Annotated in this window: 16 protein-coding genes, 3 tRNA genes and 3 pseudogenes; 19 read left to right on the forward strand and 3 right to left on the reverse strand. The window is 37.6% G+C overall.

Annotation, left to right across the window (positions count from 1 at the left end):
- Window positions 1-35 precede the first annotated feature (35 nt).
- Both BARBAKC583_RS03755 and BARBAKC583_RS03760 read left to right on the forward strand, forming a co-directional pair.
- Window positions 36-341: an ETC complex I subunit gene (locus BARBAKC583_RS03755; RefSeq protein ID WP_005767048.1), complete on the forward strand. Its 306-nt coding sequence runs from the start codon at window positions 36-38 to the stop codon at window positions 339-341.
- Between the two features lie 36 nt (window positions 342-377).
- A tRNA-Arg gene (locus tag BARBAKC583_RS03760) sits at window positions 378-454 on the forward strand.
- Window positions 455-529: 75 nt separating this feature from the next.
- On the opposite strand, the pseudogene BARBAKC583_RS06815 reads toward BARBAKC583_RS03760, so the two are convergent.
- Window positions 530-1,002 (reverse strand): annotated as a pseudogene (locus BARBAKC583_RS06815) (tyrosine-type recombinase/integrase); the annotation flags it as partial.
- Between the two features lie 325 nt (window positions 1,003-1,327).
- Here BARBAKC583_RS06815 and BARBAKC583_RS07085 point away from each other — a divergent pair.
- Both BARBAKC583_RS07085 and BARBAKC583_RS03770 read left to right on the forward strand, forming a co-directional pair.
- Window positions 1,328-1,528: pseudogene (locus BARBAKC583_RS07085) on the forward strand (lysozyme); the annotation flags it as partial.
- Window positions 1,525-1,733, forward strand: a pseudogene (locus BARBAKC583_RS03770) (hypothetical protein). The pseudogenes BARBAKC583_RS07085 and BARBAKC583_RS03770, both read left to right, overlap by 4 nt.
- A 381-nt stretch (window positions 1,734-2,114) precedes the next feature.
- Here the strand turns inward: BARBAKC583_RS03770 and BARBAKC583_RS03780 are convergent.
- Both BARBAKC583_RS03780 and BARBAKC583_RS03785 read right to left on the reverse strand, forming a co-directional pair.
- Window positions 2,115-4,049: a DUF1561 family protein gene (locus BARBAKC583_RS03780; protein ID WP_005767058.1), complete on the reverse strand. Its 1,935-nt coding sequence runs from the start codon at window positions 4,047-4,049 to the stop codon at window positions 2,115-2,117.
- A 542-nt stretch (window positions 4,050-4,591) separates the two neighbouring features.
- Window positions 4,592-4,667 (reverse strand) — tRNA-Val (locus tag BARBAKC583_RS03785).
- 222 nt (window positions 4,668-4,889) lie between these two features.
- Here BARBAKC583_RS03785 and BARBAKC583_RS03790 point away from each other — a divergent pair.
- The 15 genes from BARBAKC583_RS03790 (at window position 4,890) to nuoN (ending at window position 19,903) form a co-directional block, all read left to right on the forward strand.
- A tRNA-Asp gene (locus BARBAKC583_RS03790) sits at window positions 4,890-4,966 on the forward strand.
- Window positions 4,967-5,269: 303 nt separating this feature from the next.
- Entirely contained in the window at window positions 5,270-5,635 is a 366-nt protein-coding gene (locus tag BARBAKC583_RS03795; RefSeq protein ID WP_005767060.1) for an NADH-quinone oxidoreductase subunit A, read from the forward strand.
- Window positions 5,626-6,207, forward strand: a complete 582-nt coding sequence (locus BARBAKC583_RS03800) for a NuoB/complex I 20 kDa subunit family protein (protein WP_005767062.1) — start codon at window positions 5,626-5,628, stop codon at window positions 6,205-6,207. Before BARBAKC583_RS03795 ends, BARBAKC583_RS03800 begins: the two co-directional genes overlap by 10 nt.
- 9 nt (window positions 6,208-6,216) lie before the next feature.
- Entirely contained in the window at window positions 6,217-6,834 is a 618-nt protein-coding gene (locus BARBAKC583_RS03805) for an NADH-quinone oxidoreductase subunit C (protein WP_005767064.1), read from the forward strand.
- An 85-nt stretch (window positions 6,835-6,919) separates the two neighbouring features.
- Complete coding sequence (locus BARBAKC583_RS03810; RefSeq protein ID WP_005767066.1) at window positions 6,920-8,110, forward strand: NADH-quinone oxidoreductase subunit D; 1,191 nt, start codon at window positions 6,920-6,922, stop codon at window positions 8,108-8,110.
- Complete coding sequence (gene nuoE / locus BARBAKC583_RS03815; RefSeq protein ID WP_005767068.1) at window positions 8,110-8,787, forward strand: NADH-quinone oxidoreductase subunit NuoE; 678 nt, start codon at window positions 8,110-8,112, stop codon at window positions 8,785-8,787. Before BARBAKC583_RS03810 ends, nuoE begins: the two co-directional genes overlap by 1 nt.
- A 143-nt stretch (window positions 8,788-8,930) precedes the next feature.
- Complete coding sequence (nuoF, locus tag BARBAKC583_RS03820; protein ID WP_005767070.1) at window positions 8,931-10,238, forward strand: NADH-quinone oxidoreductase subunit NuoF; 1,308 nt, start codon at window positions 8,931-8,933, stop codon at window positions 10,236-10,238.
- Between the two features lie 64 nt (window positions 10,239-10,302).
- The gene (gene nuoG / locus BARBAKC583_RS03825) at window positions 10,303-12,372 is read left to right on the forward strand and encodes an NADH-quinone oxidoreductase subunit NuoG (RefSeq protein WP_005767072.1); all 2,070 of its coding nucleotides are present in this window, start codon (window positions 10,303-10,305) and stop codon (window positions 12,370-12,372) included.
- A 24-nt stretch (window positions 12,373-12,396) separates the two neighbouring features.
- Window positions 12,397-13,443 (forward strand): NADH-quinone oxidoreductase subunit NuoH, encoded by a 1,047-nt coding sequence (nuoH, locus tag BARBAKC583_RS03830; protein ID WP_005767074.1) that lies wholly within the window; start codon window positions 12,397-12,399, stop codon window positions 13,441-13,443.
- A gap of 13 nt (window positions 13,444-13,456) precedes the next feature.
- Complete coding sequence (gene nuoI, locus BARBAKC583_RS03835; protein WP_005767075.1) at window positions 13,457-13,948, forward strand: NADH-quinone oxidoreductase subunit NuoI; 492 nt, start codon at window positions 13,457-13,459, stop codon at window positions 13,946-13,948.
- Between the two features lie 96 nt (window positions 13,949-14,044).
- Window positions 14,045-14,665 (forward strand): NADH-quinone oxidoreductase subunit J, encoded by a 621-nt coding sequence (locus BARBAKC583_RS03840; RefSeq protein ID WP_005767077.1) that lies wholly within the window; start codon window positions 14,045-14,047, stop codon window positions 14,663-14,665.
- 13 nt (window positions 14,666-14,678) lie between these two features.
- Entirely contained in the window at window positions 14,679-14,987 is a 309-nt protein-coding gene (gene nuoK / locus BARBAKC583_RS03845; RefSeq protein WP_005767079.1) for an NADH-quinone oxidoreductase subunit NuoK, read from the forward strand.
- A gap of 6 nt (window positions 14,988-14,993) precedes the next feature.
- A complete protein-coding gene (nuoL, locus tag BARBAKC583_RS03850; RefSeq protein WP_005767081.1) occupies window positions 14,994-16,958 on the forward strand; it encodes an NADH-quinone oxidoreductase subunit L in 1,965 nt (654 codons plus the stop codon).
- A complete protein-coding gene (locus tag BARBAKC583_RS03855) occupies window positions 16,958-18,427 on the forward strand; it encodes an NADH-quinone oxidoreductase subunit M (RefSeq protein ID WP_005767083.1) in 1,470 nt (489 codons plus the stop codon). The genes nuoL and BARBAKC583_RS03855 overlap by 1 nt, the downstream gene beginning before the upstream one ends.
- A gap of 18 nt (window positions 18,428-18,445) precedes the next feature.
- Window positions 18,446-19,903: an NADH-quinone oxidoreductase subunit NuoN gene (gene nuoN / locus BARBAKC583_RS03860; RefSeq protein ID WP_005767085.1), complete on the forward strand. Its 1,458-nt coding sequence runs from the start codon at window positions 18,446-18,448 to the stop codon at window positions 19,901-19,903.
- Window positions 19,904-19,906 lie beyond the last annotated feature (3 nt).

A 19,906-nucleotide genomic window follows, 5' to 3' on the forward strand; every position in this document is an offset into this window, starting at 1 on the left:
TCATACAAACGCTACCTTATCTAAAAGAGAGAACTATGGTTGCACGTATTTACAGTCCGGCAAAAACATCAATGCAGTCAGGTAAGGCTAATACGGGATTTTGGATTCTTCAATATGAACCAGAACGGCCAAAGATGTGTGAGCCTCTTATGGGATATACAGCGACGTCTGATATGAATAGTCAGATAAAAATCCAGTTTAAGATGAAAGAAGAAGCTATTGCTTTTGCTATCAAAAATGATATTCCTTATCGAGTAGAAAATGTGTATAAGACTTCGCGTCGTGCTATTTCTTATGCTGATAATTTTCGCAGTGATCGGCAGCAATCTTGGACGCACTAACAGGGATGTTATTTTTAATTACCAAAATACTCAGTCGGTCCCGTAGCTCAGCTGGATAGAGCAACGGCCTTCTAAGCCGTGGGTCACAGGTTCGAATCCTGTCGGGATCACCAATATTAAATAGATTCAATGAGTTATGTAAAGATTAGGGAATTAAAAGTCCTTTGATTTTATTGATTTCTTAGAGTCTATTCCGCATCTTTTTGTAGCTTTTTTATGGATTCTAGAGCAAGTTTTTGCGATCTGCACTCTTAGTATAAAGGGATGCCCTGCTATCTTCGGCCACCCAAAAAGTGCTTTTATTTGTGAAACTGTAGCTCCTGAATTGGCTGCTCTTGTTGCAGCCAATTTTCTTAATCCATGGGCTGATTTTTTTATACCTGCCTAGTTACGGGCTTTACGAAATATATTATTGCCAAAGCTTTCTTTGGTGAATTTTTTGCTGCTTTTACTACAGATAAACGTCTCATCACCAATTGGATCCGTTGCGAGTGTAGCAGCTAATTTAGGCAAAATGGAAAGAAAGACATCCGTTTGAAACTGGCTCTTTTCTGTTTTTAAATGAATGATATTGTCTGTGACATCTTTCCAACTAATGAACTGCATCACAGCGCCGCAAATTTTTATGGAGAAGAACATCAATTCATGCGCGTTCATGAGTTCTCATTGGCGATTCAGAATTGTCTCTAAATTTTGATCCTTGGTTGAAGGCTTACAGCCCGGATTTAGACAAGGCACTTTGCCATTAATAAGAAAAACAAAGGCTGGAATTGAACACCAGCCTTTGTTCATCTTATTAGGGTATAAGACTTATTTTTTGACTCCATCCTTGCTCTTAAAAACAGGGTTTGACTGCACTCAAGACCGAAATATCACAAATTATCTGTTTTAAAAAATGGAAGTAAATAAGACCTGTCCATAAGGGATGGGCTTTTTTTATGGGGAGAAGACATATGCGAAAAATATCCAAAGAATGACTTGCACTTTATCAAAAAGTAGAAACCAAAGGGCCCAGTCATTCTTTTAAAGCAGAAGTTCTTGCTCCCATCATTGGTTCTTTATCAAGTTTAACAGGGATTTTTACAGGGCAGGGTCCTGTTCAATGGGCTTTAGCTTCCATTATGGTTTTTTCTGCCTGTATAGGACTTGTCTTCGTTGCCAAACATTTTCAAGAAAAACGCTTATGACCTGGTTGAAAGAATATTTTCTGATTACTCTAGCAGCTTTGGCTGCTTTTTTTATGGCTTTAGCAAAATCTTTGATCTTGGGAGGAAAGCTGAGCAGCACCAGCAAACAGAGCGTGCCTTAAAGATAGCAAAAACACGGCTTGAGGTAGAAAATGAGATTAACCGAAAAAGTGATGCTGATGTGCGTTCTGCTCTGTCTCAGTGAGTGCGCTACAAATGAGCGTGCTTCTTGTGTGGGGTGGTTACCCATTTATTTGGAGCGCCAGGATTTAGATGTGATCAGTTCTAATCCAAATTTAGCGAGAGATCTCTTAAAGCACAACAAGCAGGGGGAAGATATGTGTGGTTGGCAAGATGGCAAAAAGAGAAAGTAATAAGAGCAAGAGTGTAGAGCTCATGGAATCAGAGAAAGATCTTTTGCAAGAGATGATGAATACTTACCAGGGGATGAAACTGATGTCTCGTTTAACGCGATGGATAGTGTTGATCATATTTTGTTGATTCTTGATCTTGAGCGTCTTCTGAATGCACTGGATCGATCTTCACACATTTGAAGAAATGGCTTGCAAAGACTTAAAAGGCTATGCTATTGAATTGCACATCTGCCACTGATACATTGATTAATAAGAGAAGTTCTAGGAAGGTGTTTATCGCCTCTTCTATGATCTCCTTCTCCAGTACAATTACTTTGTGAAATATAAAGATTCAAGGGAATTTCATCCAACTGAGCCATTTGATAAGTCACAAGTGAATGAATCGTCAAAGTGCTGCTCGCTGAAAGGCGATTAATCAATTCTTCTGCATTTTGTATTGGAGCAATATATCGCCTGAATTGCAACAAAGTCATGTCATATGCATTTGTAGGGATTAGGACTAGTCCTCGGTTTGTCCTTAAAATAGGTTGGACATGACCAATCATATTGCTACCATCTATATTGGATCGGACTATTGCAATATACCAAGTGGTTCCAGGAGGAGCACGTAACAGATCTTGAAGTCTGCTTCTCATTTCTTCCTGCGTTCTGGCAATAGTTGAAGGTCTCCAATCATATCTGGGTAACAAAATTAATGCTGTTGCACGAGTGACTCTACTCGTTCGTGTAAAACTATCATCTCCTACATGCCAAGGTAGGTTCACATAAGACATTGTGGCTTGAAGTCTTTCTGCGAGCTCAGGAAATCTAGCACGAAATGAGATAAATGGATCTACACCTTCTTGTGTATTAAAGAAATAACCTGTGCTGTGTTGAAAGGGGGCTCCCGGATAACGTTCTTGTAATTCAGCAAGCATTTGCATAGTTTGCACCATACAGATTCCACAAAAGGCAATTGCTTCTTGACCTGTAGAACTAGTGCTTATAGCAATTTCCCATAATCTCTGTGTCCATGTCTCGTTGAGTTCAAAATCAGGAGGTAAAGACCGTTTTACTCGTGTTTTAGCAATATTCTCCTTTGTTCCAGGAGCAGGGCAATAAGCAAGTGTGTCCCCTAAATTCCCATTGACATAGCGATACCATCTCTCCATGTCATAAGAAAAAATAAAGTTAGATTTTGGAGAGTTTGTTGTGTCTTTTTCAAGGTAATCAGGCTTAGCTGTGTAGGGGGAACCCCAACTGGAGCCATATTGGGTCACTCTTAAAAAATTACCTTTATAATCCGTAAGTGTTCCTTCACGTCTAGCAAACAAAGAAATGTTCCAGGATGCAATGTCTTGTTTAGCAGTGACAGTATCTTTATCGTTGCACAACAGCCATTTGACCCAATCCCAATTTTCTGAAGAAGATTGTTGAGAAACCATGCAAGACATCGCTCCCGTGGAAGGAAAATATCTGGCAATGCGGCCATTTTCAGGATTGTAGTAAAGATCAAAAACGTCTGATTTAGATCCATCATCTGTTATGTAGTACCTAGAGAAGCTAGGGCCACTTGCAAAATTCCAGCCTATGAACATTTTGAGATTAATATTCACAGGAGTAGCCACAATGTTTTCCCACCGATTCATTGTAGGAATTAAGGTATGATCGTAGTAATCATTTGGGTTTTTGGAAATATAAGCATACCATTTATAATCTTTCACACGGAAATTTTCATGGGCTGTATAAAAGGCATCTTTGTTAGAGGCATCTTTTTTAATGATCCATTGTTGGTTGGGATCATTGATTACACAAGGTCTTAATAAAATATAATCCCACTTAGCTGTAGATTTTTCACCAATACCTGTAACTGAACTAGGGGCTGTCATACATAGCCAAACACCATTGATCTTCCAGGCTATTCTTCGAAAGAGATCATATCTAGCCACTTTACCATAATTGCAATCCCCGATGTAAACGTAACCTTCACCTTCCACAAATGTTGGGGTGTAGCAATATTCTTTCCCTGTATGGACTTTAACGCGAATAGCTCTATCACCGGGAGTCTGAGGAGGTGTTGGCAACACTTGAGGAGGAATAGGAGCTGCAAAAGAAGTATGAAGAGTTAATAATAAGCTCAAGAAGAATAACAACAGCTTCAATTTCATTGTATGTCCTTTTGATTTTCTCCCCTTTGTGATTGTTTATAAATTAGTCAGAAAACCGCACTTTGTTTCATACTTGTTGTACCGAAAGACAGAGTTTATGGTACTATAGATAAAACAATGAATTATTAATGTTTAATTCGCGTCATTTTCCATTTACGATGGATGTGTCTGAACGTTAAAATTTTTAAAAATTCCGTAAAGCTATAAAGAAAATTAAAGAAGCAATGCGGTTTTGTATAAAATAGGCTGTTGTCTTTCCTTTACAAGGGAGGGACATCACGTTCGGGATATGCCTATCAAGAAAGAGTGGCTTTTAATTTAAAAGTTAGTGACAATGAAATAGAGATTGGGCACGAAGAATGTTACCTAGATTTATTTGGTAAAAGAGTTAATTTTGCTTTGCATTCTACTTTTAGAGGTCAATTTTGATGAGGTTTGCATGGGTGAATTGGAAAAATCTATTTCCTCACCTTAGATTATACTACCCCTCACCTTTAAAAAAGATCAATAAAATCAAAATATTAACAATTGTAAAATAACGATGGTGGGCGATGAGAGACTCGAACTCCCGACATCCTCGGTGTAAACGAGGCGCTCTACCAGCTGAGCTAATCGCCCTGTTTGTGATTTGCAATCAGATGAGAGCTCTTTAAGGAAAATTTTTTCTAAAGGCAAGAACAAAGATGCTATTCATTAATATTTTTTAACGGATAAAAAAGTTTTTGTTTTTTGTTGTTTATTTTATTTTTTTGGAAAAAACATTGAAGTATGCTTGACACAGATGGATGAACACCTTACACCACCGCTGATACTAATTTTGATTAATTCAAAATAAAATGCGCGGGTGTAGCTCAGTTGGTTAGAGTGCTGGCCTGTCACGCCGGAGGTCGCGGGTTCGAGCCCCGTCACTCGCGCCATTTCAAAGTGACTTCCTGATTATTTTTAATATAAGAATTTTTAAAAGTGCGTAGCGGTTGGGATGCTGACCGTTAAATTTTTTGTGAAATTTAACTTTTCCATAGTTTATAAGAATAGGGGCTTGCGTCTTTCTTTGCTCTGCGGTACTTATGCTAGTGAAAAGTTTTGCACGGCATGCCCTTGAAGCAGTGCGAGTGTAATTAACGGGGTTATTTAGCAATTCATGTGTTTAATTTAGATAAATCTAAATCACATTGAGTAACTTCGTTAATTTATGTACCTCATTGAAGCGGAAGAGGATTATGACTCACTTATTGGGCTCTTATTTACCGGTGTTGGTTTTTATTATTGTTTCAGCGGTTATTGTTGGAGTTCTTTTAGTTATGCCTTACATTGTGGCTTACCGTGCTCCTGATCCTGAAAAATTATCAGCTTATGAATGTGGATTTAATTCATTTGATGATGCACGTATGAAATTTGATGTTCGCTTTTATCTTGTTTCAATTTTATTTATTATTTTTGATCTTGAAGTTGCTTTTCTTTTTCCATGGGCTGTTTCATTTCACTCGATAGGTATGTTCGGTTTTTGGTCAATGATTTTATTCTTAGCTATTTTAATGATCGGGTTTATATATGAGTGGAAAAAGGGGGCTCTTGAATGGGATTAGTGTTTAATAATTCAACGATTGTTGCTCCACAGGCAAAAGGAATTATTGATCCAAATACCAGTAAATTGATTGGTGCTAATGATCAATTTTTTCAGGACATGAATGCTGAATTGTCTGATAAGGGCTTTTTAGTAACTTCAGTAGATTCTTTGATAACTTGGGCGCGTACTGGTTCATTAATGTGGATGAGTTTTGGCCTAGCTTGTTGTGCTGTTGAAATGATGCAATGTTCCATGCCTCACTATGATAATGAGCGTTTTGGGTATGCACCGCGTGCTTCTCCACGTCAATCAGATGTGATGGTGGTTGCTGGTACTTTAACGAATAAGATGGCACCTGCTTTACGTAAGGTTTATGATCAAATGCCTGAGCCGCGTTACGTGATTTCTATGGGGTCATGTGCAAATGGCGGTGGGTATTACCACTATTCTTATTCGGTTGTGCGTGGGTGTGATCGTATTGTGCCAGTGGATATTTATGTTCCAGGATGTCCTCCTACGGCAGAGGCGTTATTGTACGGTATTTTGTTGTTACAAAAGAAAATTCGTCGTACTGGCTCCATAGAGCGATAGGGATTTATTATGGCAACTGAAACATTGGTCGAGCTTGCTGCTTACCTAAAGGAAAAGTTAGGGGATAAGCTAGAAGAAAGTGCGCTTGCGTTTGGTGAATTGACTATTGTATCGCGTCTTGATGCGATTATTGATGTTTTAATGTTTATTCGTGATGATTCACGTTGCCAGTTTATTAATATTATAGATATTAGTGGTGTTGATTATCCTGCGCGTGATAAACGTTTTGATGTTTCTTACCAATTATTATCGCCTTTTCAGAATTTACGGTTACGTGTTAAGGTGCGGACTGATGAAGATGTTCCTGTTCCTTCTGTTTGTTCCGTTTATCCTGGAGCAGAGTGGTATGAGCGTGAGACATACGATATGTATGGGATTTTATTTTCAGGTCATCCAGATTTAAGACGTATTTTAACTGATTACGGATTTGAAGGACATCCTTTGCGTAAAGATTTTCCAGTAACAGGATTTGTTGAGTGTCGTTATGATAATGAAGCAAAGCGGGTAATCTATGAGCCTGTTGTTTTACGGCAGGAAATGCGTAATTTTGATTTCCTTTCACCTTGGGAAGGTGCTGATTATGTTTTGCCATGTGATAAAAAGGCAAAAGGAAATGGAGACAAATAAATAATTGAGTGTTTTCGCAATATGATAAGCAAAATTCTGTTGGTGTTCAATTTAAAGGCGCATCTAGAAAAATAAGGGGTTAGTTGTGGCTGAAGTTAATGTCCGAAATTTTAATATCAATTTTGGTCCGCAGCATCCTGCGGCGCATGGTGTTTTGCGCATGGTTTTAGAGCTAGATGGTGAAGTTGTTGAGCGTGTGGATCCGCATATTGGATTATTGCACCGCGGTACCGAAAAATTGATGGAAACAAAAACTTATCTTCAAGCAGGCCCTTATTTGGATCGTTTAGATTATGTTGCTCCTATGAATCAAGAGCATGCTTTTGTGCTTGCTGTTGAAAAATTATTAGGTGTTGAAGTCCCTAAAAGAGGACAGTTGATTCGTGTGCTCTTTTCTGAAATTGGTCGTTTGCTTAATCATTTGCTTAATGTAACGACGCAAGCAATGGACGTTGGCGCTCTGACACCACCACTTTGGGGCTTTGAGCAGCGTGAAAAATTGATGATTTTTTATGAGCGTGCATGTGGTGCACGTCTTCATGCAAATTACTTTCGTCCTGGTGGTGTACACCAGGATTTGCCAGAAGTTTTAATTGAAGATATTGGTAATTTTATTGATCCATTTCTTGTTGCTCTTGGTAATCTTGATGCACTTATAACACCAAATCGGATTTTTAAACAACGTAATGTAGATATTGGTGTAGTGAGCATTGATGAAGCCTGGGCACGTGGCTTTTCTGGAGTCATGATTCGTGGAGCTGGAGTGCCATGGGATTTACGTAAGAGCCAGCCTTATGAATGTTATGATGAAATGGAATTCGATATTCCTGTAGGTAAAAATAGTGATTGTTATGATCGCTATCTTATTCGCATGGAAGAAATGCGTCAGTCAGCAAAAATTATGCGCCAATGCGTGGATCGCTTGCTTAGTACTGAAAAAGATGGGCCTGTTTCAAGTTTAGATCGTAAAATTGTTCCACCAAAGCGTAGCGAAATGAAAAATTCAATGGAAGCACTGATTCATCATTTTAAGCTTTACACGGAGGGTTTTCATACTCCTCCTGGCGAGGTTTATGTCGCTGTGGAAGCTCCGAAAGGTGAATTTGGTGTTTACTTGGTTTCTGATGGAACAAATAAGCCTTATCGTGTTAAATTACGTGCTCCTGGCTTTGCTCATCTTCAAGCGATGGATTTTTTGACTCGAGGTCATATGCTTGCAGATGCAACAGCTATTTTGGGTTCGATTGATATTGTTTTTGGAGAGGTTGATCGCTAATGTCTGTGCGTCGTCTTGCAGATGATATTCACCAACCAGAAGAATTTTCTTTTACAAAAGAAAATCAACTATGGGCGCAAAATACTATAGCAAAATATCCTATAGGGCGTGAGCAATCAGCTGTAATTCCCTTATTAATGCGTGCTCAAGAGCAGGAAGGTTGGGTGACGCGTGCAGCAATAGAGCATATCGCTCAAATGCTTTCTATGGCTTATATACGTGTTTTAGAGGTTGCGACTTTTTATACTCAGTTTCAATTAAAACCAGTTGGAACAAGGGCGCATATTCAAGTTTGTGGTACTACCCCTTGTATGCTACGTGGTTCAACTGAATTAATCAAAATTTGTCAGAAAAAAATTCATCCTGAGCCTTTTGTAACCAATCAAGAGGGAACTTTATCATGGGAAGAAGTAGAGTGTCTTGGTGCTTGTGTTAATGCACCGATGGTTATGATTTTTAAAGATACTTATGAAGATCTTACGGCTGAGCGTCTTGAAGAAATTATTGATGCATTTGAAGCAAATAAAGGTTTTGAAGTAGCTGTGGGTCCGCAAAATAGCCGTAAATCATCAGAGCCCATTAACGGTTTGACTTCTTTAATTAATGAAGATGAAGATAAGAAGAAATTATTTAAATCTTCAAAGAAGAAAAGTAGTAAAGAAATAGAAGCAGGATAAATATTGCTTTGATTGATGAGGAATTTATTATCCATCCATTGTAAAATTATTTTAGTAGAAGTAAGAAATCTTACGAACATATTTGAAAATTGAGTTCAGAAAAATGCTAGAAATGCAGTCGGTGATAAAGGAAATGGTGGGGTATGCTAGCTGATAAAGATCGCATTTTCACCAATATCTATGGTTTTAAGGATAGATCGCTAAAAGGTGCAATATCACGCGGGCATTGGGATAACACTAAAGCGATTATCGAAAAAGGCCGTGATTGGATTATTGATGAAATGAAAGCATCAGGTTTACGTGGTCGTGGTGGTGCAGGTTTCCCTACAGGTATGAAGTGGTCTTTTATGCCAAAACAAAGTGATGGTAGACCACATTATTTAGTTGTGAATGCAGATGAATCAGAACCTGGAACATGTAAAGATCGTGATATTTTGCGACATGATCCCCATACTTTGATTGAAGGATGTGTTATTGCTACTTTTGCAATGGGAGCAAATGTTGCTTTTATTTATGTTCGCGGAGAATATATTCGTGAGCGTGAAGCGCTGCAAGCAGCAATTGATGAATGTTATGATGCTGGTTTTCTTGGTAAAAAGACTAAGCATGGGCATGCTTGCGATATTATTGTTCATCATGGTGCTGGCGCTTATATTTGTGGTGAAGAAACCGCGCTTCTTGAAAGCCTTGAAGGTAAAAAAGGACAGCCTCGGCTTAAACCACCGTTTCCTGCTAATGTAGGGATCTATGGCTGCCCAACAACAGTTAATAATGTTGAATCTATAGCGGTAGCTCCAACGATTTTGCGTCGAGGAGCTTCATGGTTTTCATCAATTGGTCGTCCAAACAATGTTGGAACAAAGTTATTTATGATTTCTGGGCACGTTAATGCACCTTGTACATTTGAAGAATCTCTGGGGATTTCTTTTCGTGAATTAATTGAAAAACATACAGGAGGTATTCGAGGAGGGTGGAATAATCTTTTAGCGGTTATTCCAGGTGGAGCTTCTTGTCCGGTTGTTCGCGGTGAAGATATCATGGATGCAATTATGGATTTTGATGGGATGCGTGATGTAGGATCTTCTTTTGGTACCGGGGGTGCGATTGTTATGGATAAATCAACTGATATAATAAAGGCAATTTGGCGTATAGCAGCCTTTTTTAAACATGAAAGTTGTGGGCAATGTACACCCTGTCGTGAAGGTACTGGTTGGATGATGCGCCTTTTGGGGCGCATGGTTGAAGGAAAAGCGCAAAAGCGAGAAATTGACCTTCTTTTTGAAGTTTCTAAACAAGTAGAAGGACATACTATTTGTGCACTTGGTGATGCTGCAGCTTGGCCTGTGCAGGGATTAATACGCAATTTTCGTTCAGAGATTGAACGAAGGATTGATGATTATACCCGTAATGCAGTTCAAAGAAAAAATATTGCTTTAGAAGCGGTGGGGTAAAAATCTTATTTTCATGAATAATGGAATACAAATTTAGATAAATTGTCTGCGGACTGGGTTAGTGATGATAAATATCAAAGTTGATGGAAAAGAAATTACAGTTCCTGATTATTATACATTGCTTCAGGCTGCTGAAGCTGCTGGTGCTGAAGTGCCGCGTTTTTGTTTTCATGAGTCTTTGTCAATTGCAGGAAATTGCCGCATGTGCTTGGTGGAGGTTAAGGGTGGCCCTCCAAAGCCTCAGGCATCCTGCGCTATGGGGGTTCGTGATTTACGGTTAGGACCGAATGGCGAAGTACCTGAGATATTCACTAACACAGAGATGGTTAAAAAAGCTCGTGAAGGTGTTATGGAGTTTCTTCTCATCAATCATCCATTGGATTGTCCTGTGTGTGATCAAGGTGGGGAATGTGATCTTCAAGATCAGGCTATGTTTTATGGGCGTGATTGTTCTCGTTATACAGAAAATAAACGTGCTGTAGAGGATAAATACATTGGTCCTCTTGTTAAAACTGTTATGACACGGTGTATTCACTGTACACGTTGTATCCGTTTTACAACAGAAGTTGCAGGTATTTCAGAACTTGGTTTAATTGGTCGTGGTGAAGACGCTGAAATTACGACATATCTTGAAAAAGCGATGACATCTGAATTACAGGGAAATGTTATTGATCTCTGTCCAGTTGGAGCTTTAACTTCAAAACCTTACGCGTTTCATGCACGGCCATGGGAATTGATTAAAACAGAATCGATTGATGTGATGGATGCTCTCGGTAGTGCTATTCGTATTGATAGCCGTGGTCGTGAAGTCATGCGTATTATGCCACGTGTTAATGAAGATGTGAATGAAGAGTGGATTTCTGATAAGGCGCGCTTTATTTGGGATGGGTTGCGCACTCAGCGACTTGATAGGCCTTATATTCGTGAAGATGGAAAATTTCATCCTGTAAGTTGGTTAGAAGCTTTTGCAAAAATTAAGAAGGTAATTTCTGAAACGTCAGCAGAAAAGATTGGTGCAATTGCTGGAGATCTTGCATCCGTTGAAGAAATGTATGCGCTTAAAGCATTGCTGACTTCATTGGGATCAAAAATATTTGATTGTCGTCAAAGAGATATAGCTTTCTCCTCTGAATTAGGGCGTTCAAGTTATATATTTAATCCTACTATTGCAGGTATTGAACAAGCTGACGCATTGCTTATTGTTGGATCAAATCCGCGTGCTGAAGCAGCTGTTCTAAATGCACGTATTTTAAAGCGTCAGCGAATGGGGAAATTTCCAATTGCATTAATTGGAGAGAAGGTTGATTTACGATATCCATATTCTTATCTTGGAGCTGATACTGACACGTTGAATGCACTTATTGAAGGAAAAAATCCATTTTTTGATGTGCTGAAAAAGGCTAAGAAACCAATCATCTTTATTGGAGAAGGGGCTGTTTTGGGTCAAGAAGGTCTCTCTGTTTTAAAAAATCTTGCAAAATTGGCTGATAGTATTGGTGCCCTTAGTGAAGAATGGAATGGGTTTGGTGTTCTTCATAATGCTGCATCGACTGTTGGAGGACTTGATATCGGTTTCACTTCTAAGCTTGGGGTTAAAAATATTGTTGAAACCTGTGAAGTTTTATTTTTGCTTGGTGCTGATGAAGTAGACTTAGCGCATAAAAAGGCTTTTACAATTTATATTGGCAGCCATGGTGATAATGGTGCACATGCTGCTGATGTAATTTTGCCAGCATCCACTTATACAGAAAAATCAGGGATTTATGTGAATACAGAGGGGCGTGTTCAAATGACAAATCGTGCTGGTTTTGCCCCAGGTGAAGCAAAAGAAGATTGGGCTATTTTACGTGCTTTATCTGATGTTTTAGGAAAAAAACTTCCGTTTGATTCATTATCTCAGTTAAGACAAAATTTGTTCAGTGATTTTCCACATTTTGCCAGCATTGATGAGATAGCGCCTTCATGTATCAGTGATCTTAAAGCACTTGGTTCGCAAATGCTTACTTTAAAGACACAAGAATTCACTTCTGTAGTTGAAGACTTTTATTTGACAAACCCAATAGCACGAGCTTCTGCGGTTATGGCGGAATGTTCAGCTCTTGCAAAAAATCATACTATAGAAACTGTAGAATAGAGGCAGAGAGGGGAAAAGAATATTATGGACAATTTCTTTATGACCTGGCTATTGCCATTGTTTATTGTAGTAGGAAAAACACTGCTTCTTTTGACTGTTCTCTTAGTTCTTATTGCTTATCTTCTTTATGCGGATAGAAAGATCTGGGCAGCTGTACAATTACGGCGTGGTCCGAATGTTGTAGGTCCATGGGGATTATTGCAGTCTTTTGCGGATCTAATTAAATTTGTTGTTAAGGAACCTATCATTCCTTCTGGTGCTAATAAGGGTGTTTTTCTTTTAGCACCTTTTGTTTCTGCAACACTCGCATTATCAGCTTGGGCTGTTGTTCCAGTTAATGAAGGTTGGGAAATTGCGAGTATTAATGTTGGTTTACTTTATATTCTCGCCATTTCATCCCTTGAAGTTTACGGTGTTATTATGGGGGGCTGGGCATCGAATTCAAAATATCCTTTTTTAGGTGCGCTTCGATCAGCAGCACAAATGGTTTCTTATGAAGTTTCAATAGGGTTTGTTCTTGTAACTGTTATTTTAGTGAGTGGTTCATTGGATCTTACAACAATTGTTCAGGAGCAAAATAAAGGGCTTGGAACATATCTTGGTTTACCTTTCAGCAGTTTGCTTGATTGGAATTGGTTAATCCTTTTTCCAATGTTTATTATATTTTTCATTTCTGCACTCGCAGAAACAAATCGTCCTCCTTTTGATTTAGTTGAAGCAGAATCTGAACTTGTGGCTGGCCATATGGTGGAGTATTCTTCAACTCCTTATATGCTTTTTTTTCTTGGCGAATATGTTGCTATTGTTTTAATGTGTGCTTTGACAACCATTTTATTTTTAGGAGGTTGGTTACCTCCCTTGGATGTTTGGTGGCTTAATTGGGTTCCTGGTGTTATTTGGTTTGTTTTGAAGGTTTGTTTCGTATTTTTTTGGTTTGCTATGGTTAAAGCATTTGTGCCGCGTTATCGCTATGATCAATTAATGAGGCTGGGTTGGAAAGTGTTTCTGCCTATTTCATTGGCGATGGTTGTGATAACTGCTGCTATTTTAAAATATACTAGTTTCGCTTAAAAGGAATTCTCATATGTCAGGTCTTATTCAAGCGGCAAAATCACTTCTTCTGTTAGAGTTTGTGGATGCCTTTTTTTTAGCGATGCGTCAGTTTTTTTCGCCAAAACCTACAATTAATTATCCTTATGAAAAAGGTTTTGTTTCTCATCGTTTTCGTGGTGAGCATGCTTTACGTCGTTATCCAAATGGTGAAGAGCGGTGCATTGCATGTAAATTATGTGAAGCGATTTGTCCTGCACAAGCGATAACAATTGAAGCGGGACCAAGGCGCAATGATGGTACACGTAGAACAGTTCGCTATGATATTGATATGGTCAAGTGCATTTATTGCGGATTTTGCCAAGAAGCTTGTCCGGTTGAGGCTATTGTAGAAGGACCAAATTTTGAATTTGCGACGGAGATGCGTGAAGAGCTTTATTATGATAAAGAAAAGCTTTTACTTAATGGAGATCGCTGGGAGCGAGAAATTGCTCGTAATATATTGATGGATGCGCCTTATCGTTAGGTGTATTATAAAATAAGTGGTCGGATGATTCTATCCGATAAATGTAAATATGGTGTGAAAATTCACACCCATCTTTAATTAATTGAGGGGAAGCCCATGCTAACAGGTCTAGCGGCGGCATTTTTCTACCTATTTTCTTTTATTATGCTGATGAGCGCAATCATTGTTATTGCAGCACGTAATCCAGTGCACTCAGTATTATTTTTAATATTGGCATTTTTTAATGCGGCAGCTTTATTTTTGCTTGCAGGGGCAGAATTTTTAGGACTTCTTTTATTGGTTGTTTATGTTGGTGCTGTCGCAGTGTTGTTTTTGTTTGTGGTTATGATGCTTGATGTTGACTTTGCTGAATTGAAAAGAAATGCTTTTCAGTATGTTCCTGTTGGTGCATTGGTTGGTATTATTATTGCTGTAGAGCTCATCATTGTGTTTTTTAGCAATGATTTTTCTTTAATTTTAGGAACTCATACTACACAGCCAATGCCAAGTTTAGAACATCGAACAAATACACAGGCATTAGGCGATATTCTCTATACAGATTATGTTTTTTATTTTCAAATTGCTGGGATGATTTTATTGGTTGCAATGATTGGTGCTATTGTTTTAACGCTTCGCCATAAAGCAGGTGTTAAACGGCAATCGATTGGTATACAAGTAGCTAGGAACCCAGAAACTGCAATTGAAATTAAAAAAGTTGAATCAGGAAAAGGCATCTAGCGGGAAGATTATTATGTACATTGGTATTGCTCATTACCTTACTGTTTCTGCAATAATGTTTACGGTTGGAATTTTCGGTATTTTTTTAAATAGAAAGAATGTGATTATTATTCTTATGTCAATCGAGCTTATATTACTTTCAGTTAATCTCAACTTTGTTGCATTTTCAGCATTTCTTCATGATCTTGTTGGTCAGATATTCGCTTTATTTATTTTGACAGTGGCAGCTGCTGAAGCAGCAATTGGTTTAGCAATACTTGTTGTTTTTTTCCGTAACCGTGGTTCTATTGCGGTTGAAGATGTTAATGTAATGAAAGGCTAATGAGAGATGTATTATACGATCGTCTTTCTTCCGCTTTTAGGTTTTTTAATTGCTGCTATAGGTGGAAAAACTATAGGAGCCCGCGCTAGTGAGCTGATAACATGTAGTTTTATGGTTGTTGTTGCTGCGTTATCATGGGTCTCTTTTTTTAATATTGCTCTTGGTAATACTCCAGCAATTGACGTTTTGGTATTACATTGGACAACAATTGGTGAATTGGTATTTAATTGGGCATTACATATTGATACGCTGACAGCTGTTATGCTTGTTGTGGTAAATAGTGTTTCAGCATTAGTGCACATTTATTCAATTGGTTATATGCATCACGATCCCTCAAGGCCTCGTTTTTTTGCTTATCTTTCTTTATTTACATTTATGATGCTTATGTTGGTGACGGCCAATAATTTAATCCAAATGTTTTTTGGGTGGGAGGGTGTTGGACTTGCATCTTATTTGTTGATTGGTTTTTGGTTTCAAAGAAATTCTGCTAATAAAGCAGCAATGAAAGCTTTTGTCGTTAATCGTGTTGGCGATTTTGGTTTTCTCTTAGGAATTTTTAGTATTTTTGTTTTATTCCAGTCAGTTAATTTTTCATCTATTTTTGCAAAGGCTGCAGATAATAGTTTCACGCAAAATTTAATGTTTTTAGGCTGGCAGCTTGATGAGCAAATGATGATTACCGTTACGTGCCTTCTTTTGTTTATCGGAGCCATGGGAAAATCAGCTCAATTTCTTTTACATACATGGCTTCCTGATGCAATGGAGGGGCCTACACCTGTTTCTGCACTTATTCATGCAGCAACAATGGTAACTGCTGGTGTCTTTATGGTTGCACGTATGTCACCAATTTTTGAACTTTCTTCGAATGCTTTAACAGTGATTATTGTTATTGGAGCGACGACCGCATTTTTTGCAGCAACTGTAGGATTGGTGCAGAATGATATTAAGCGCGTTATTGCTTATTCCACATGTTCACAACTTGGTTATATGTTCGTTGCTTTAGGTGTTGGAGCTTATGGGGCAGCTGTTTTTCATCTTTTTACCCATGCTTTTTTTAAAGCTTTATTATTTCTCGGTGCGGGTTCTGTGATTCATGCAGTATCTGATGAACAAGATATGCGAAAAATGGGAGGATTGCGTAAACATATAAACGTGACTTATTGGATGATGATTGTAGGAACAATTGCATTAACGGGTGTTGGAATTCCAGGAACAGTTTTTGGTACAGCAGGTTTTTTCTCAAAGGATGCAATTATAGAATCCGCTTTTGCATCGCATAATATTGCTTCAGGATATGCTTTTGGGTTGCTTGTTATTTCTGCTTTATTGACGAGTTTTTATTCATGGCGGCTGATTTTTATGACATTTCATGGTAAACCACGTGCAACTGTTGATGTTATGCATCATGTTCATGAATCAGCACCAGTTATGTTAATTCCGCTGTATATTCTATCTATTGGAGCACTGTTTGCTGGTGCAATTTTTCAACCTTATTTCTTTGGCAATTTATATGATGCGTTTTGGAAAGGAGCATTGTTTACAGGTCACCACAATCACATTCTTCATGAGGCGCATGATGTATTAATTTGGGTAAAATGGTCTCCGTTTACGGCAATGCTTCTTGGGCTTATTTTGGCGTATTTATTTTACATTCTTTTTCCATCAATTCCTAAGAAACTTGCTAATTTGATGCCTGTATTATATCGTTTTCTTTATAATAAATGGTATTTTGACGAATTGTATAATTTCTTATTTGTCCGTTCTACTTTAAAAGTCGGCTGCTTTCTTTGGAAAATAGGTGATATTAAGATTATTGATGGTCTTGGTCCGAATGGAATTGCAGCACGCATCGTTGATATTACAAACAGAGTCATTCGAGTTCAAACAGGTTATCTTTATCACTATGCATTTGCGATGCTTATTGGTGTTGCAGCGCTAATTACGTGGATGATGATCGGGAGTGTAAAATAATGACCGATTGGCCTATTCTTTCTACGGTTACATTTTTGCCACTTGTTGGTGTGATTTTGATTTTATTCATCAAAGATAATAGCGAAGCAGAAAAATGTAATATACGTAATGTAGCATTTTTCACGACTGTATTTGTTTTCTTTATTTCTTTAATTATTTGGGTAAGTTTTGATAATACAAATTCCAATTTCCAAATGGTTGAAAAGTTTGACTGGTTAGGTAGCGGTATTAGCTATCATATGGGAATTGATGGTATTTCTATACTTTTTGTTGTTCTTTCAGCTTTTTTGTTACCTTTTTGTGTTTTGGCAAGCTGGGAGACCGTTAAAGATAGATTAAAGGCTTATATGATCGCTTTTCTCTTGCTTGAAGTTGCGATTATTGGAGTTTTTTGTTCTCTCGATGCGGTATTATTTTATATCTTTTTTGAAGGTAGCCTCATTCCAATGTTTATTATTATTGGTGTTTGGGGTGGAGCACGTCGTGTTTATGCAAGTATGAAATTTTTCTTATACACTTTGCTTGGATCTGTACTCATGCTTGTTGCTATTATGGCTATGTATTGGGAAGCAGGAACACTCGATATACCGACTTTATTAAACTATCAGTTTCCTATATCTATGCAAATGTGGTTGTGGCTCGCATTTTTTGCATCTTTTGCAGTTAAAATGCCAATGTGGCCAGTCCATACATGGTTACCTGACGCTCATGTAGAAGCACCAACAGCAGGATCTGTTATTTTAGCTGGTGTATTACTCAAATTGGGTGGTTATGGTTTTCTTCGTTTTTCATTACCAATGTTTCCCGTTGCTTCTGTTGACTTTTCTCCCTTTGTTTTGGTGTTATCGCTTATTGCAATCATTTATACGTCATTGGTTGCACTCGTTCAAAATGATATGAAGAAACTTATTGCTTATTCATCAGTAGCTCATATGGGATACGTAACAATGGGTATTTTTGCTGCTAATGAACAGGGTGTTCAAGGGGCTATTTACCAAATGCTGTCACATGGAATTGTATCAGCAGCTTTATTTCTTTGTGTTGGGGTTATTTACGATCGTTTACACACGCGTGAAATTTCAGCATTTGGTGGTTTAGTTAATAACATGCCAAAATACGCTGTTGTTTTTTTGATCCTTACTATGGCAAATGTTGGATTGCCTGGAACTTCAGGATTCTTAGGTGAATTTTTAACTTTAATAGGTGTCTTTCAAATCAATAAACTAGTTGCAATTTTTACAACAACTGGTGTTATTTTATCGGCTGCTTACGCGCTTTATCTTTACCGACGTGTTATTTGGGGTACCTTAGATAAAGAAAGTTTAAAAATACTTTGTGATTTATCTCAAAGAGAAAAATTTCTTCTTTATCCAATGATCATTCTTACAATATTTTTTGGTATATATCCCACACCAATTTTTCAAACAACTGCGTTTTCAGTAAAAGCGCTTACCAATCAGCTACACTAAAAATAGAGATAAATGCTTATGCAAACTGAAATAATCGCTCAATTGGTGTTAATTCTTCCAGAAATTTTAATAGCATTAGGGATAATGGCATTACTTTTAATCGGTGTTTATTCTGGTGCTCATTCATATTTAACTGTCACTGGTTTAACAATTGCTCTTCTTTTTGCGACTATTATTCTTATTGTTCTTTTTCCAAAAGATGGTTTTTTTTATACAAATGCTCTCATTATTGATGCTTTCAGTCGTTATATGAAAATTTTAACGCTTATTGGTGCATTATTTTCTCTTATTCTGTCTGTTGGTTTTTCTTCTTCCCAAAAATTTGACATATTTGAATTTCCGATATTAGTTCTTTTGGCAACCCTCGGCATGATGTTAATGATTTCATCTGGTAATATGTTATCACTTTATATGGGACTGGAGTTACAATCTTTAGCTCTGTACGTTTTAGCTGCAATTCATCGTGACAATGTAAAATCTTCTGAGGCAGGCATAAAATATTTTGTTTTAGGCGCATTATCTTCTGGGTTATTACTATACGGTATTTCATTACTTTATGGATTTACCGGTCAGATTGGTTTCCGTGAAATATCTTCTGCTTTAAATGGTAATATTTTGCATTTGGGAGTTATTTTTGGCATTGTATTTATTCTAGCTGGTTTGGCTTTTAAAATTTCTGCAGTTCCATTTCATATGTGGACTCCTGATGTTTATGAAGGAGCGCCAACACCTATTACAGCATTTTTTGCTGGTGCTCCTAAAATTGCAGCAATGGCGTTAATTATTCGTGTTATCGTATTTGCTTTTATTCCGTTAGAAAGCTCTGATAACTTTATGCCTGCGTGGCAACAAATTTTAATTTTTATGGCAATTTCATCAATGGCGTTGGGTGCATTTGCAGCGATTGGTCAAACTAATATTAAGCGTTTAATGGCTTATTCATCGATTGGTCATATGGGATATGCTCTTGTTGGTTTAGCCGCTGGAAATATATTGGGTGTCAAGGGTATTCTTATCTATATGACTATTTATCTTGGCATGACGATTGGTTCATTTGCTTTTATCCTTGGGATGCGATTTAGTAATAGATATGTTGAAAATATTTATGATCTAGCAGGATTGGTAAAGACTAACCCGTTTATGGCTATTGTGATGACAATACAGCTTTTTTCTTTAGCAAGTATACCACCTATGGCAGGATTTTTTGGTAAATGGTATACATTTTCTGCAGCTGTTCGTGCAGGGCTTGTTCCACTTGCTATTGTTGGTATGGTACTTTCTGTTATCGGTGCTTTTTATTATTTACGAATAATTAAAATTATGTGGTTTGATGATGCAAAGGATAGTTTTGTTATTTTATCAAATGAAATTAAGCTATGTCTTTGTCTTTCTGCATTATTTGTTTTATTTTATGTGTTTTTTGGCTTTTGGTTTTCTGAATTTGCAGAAAAAGCAGCAACATCATTGTTTCAATAAACA

This window comes from Bartonella bacilliformis KC583, from assembly GCF_000015445.1.
GTDB classification, from domain to species: domain Bacteria; phylum Pseudomonadota; class Alphaproteobacteria; order Rhizobiales; family Rhizobiaceae; genus Bartonella; species Bartonella bacilliformis.

Excerpts from the sequence above, each read along its gene's own strand:
- BARBAKC583_RS03800 (WP_005767062.1), top strand. The coding sequence starts at position 5,626 with ATGGGATTAGTGTTTAATAATTCAACGATTGTTGCTCCACAGGCAAAA.
- BARBAKC583_RS03795 (WP_005767060.1), top strand. The coding sequence starts at position 5,270 with ATGACTCACTTATTGGGCTCTTATTTACCGGTGTTGGTTTTTATTATT.
- BARBAKC583_RS03855 (WP_005767083.1), top strand. The coding sequence starts at position 16,958 with ATGACCGATTGGCCTATTCTTTCTACGGTTACATTTTTGCCACTTGTT.
- nuoI (WP_005767075.1), top strand. The coding sequence starts at position 13,457 with ATGTCAGGTCTTATTCAAGCGGCAAAATCACTTCTTCTGTTAGAGTTT.
- nuoL (WP_005767081.1), top strand. The coding sequence starts at position 14,994 with ATGTATTATACGATCGTCTTTCTTCCGCTTTTAGGTTTTTTAATTGCT.
- BARBAKC583_RS03755 (WP_005767048.1), top strand. The coding sequence starts at position 36 with ATGGTTGCACGTATTTACAGTCCGGCAAAAACATCAATGCAGTCAGGT.
- nuoH (WP_005767074.1), top strand. The coding sequence starts at position 12,397 with ATGGACAATTTCTTTATGACCTGGCTATTGCCATTGTTTATTGTAGTA.
- nuoK (WP_005767079.1), top strand. The coding sequence starts at position 14,679 with ATGTACATTGGTATTGCTCATTACCTTACTGTTTCTGCAATAATGTTT.
- nuoE (WP_005767068.1), top strand. The coding sequence starts at position 8,110 with ATGTCTGTGCGTCGTCTTGCAGATGATATTCACCAACCAGAAGAATTT.
- nuoF (WP_005767070.1), top strand. The coding sequence starts at position 8,931 with ATGCTAGCTGATAAAGATCGCATTTTCACCAATATCTATGGTTTTAAG.
- nuoG (WP_005767072.1), top strand. The coding sequence starts at position 10,303 with ATGATAAATATCAAAGTTGATGGAAAAGAAATTACAGTTCCTGATTAT.
- BARBAKC583_RS03840 (WP_005767077.1), top strand. The coding sequence starts at position 14,045 with ATGCTAACAGGTCTAGCGGCGGCATTTTTCTACCTATTTTCTTTTATT.
- BARBAKC583_RS03805 (WP_005767064.1), top strand. The coding sequence starts at position 6,217 with ATGGCAACTGAAACATTGGTCGAGCTTGCTGCTTACCTAAAGGAAAAG.
- BARBAKC583_RS03780 (WP_005767058.1), bottom strand. The coding sequence starts at position 4,049 with ATGAAATTGAAGCTGTTGTTATTCTTCTTGAGCTTATTATTAACTCTT.
- nuoN (WP_005767085.1), top strand. The coding sequence starts at position 18,446 with ATGCAAACTGAAATAATCGCTCAATTGGTGTTAATTCTTCCAGAAATT.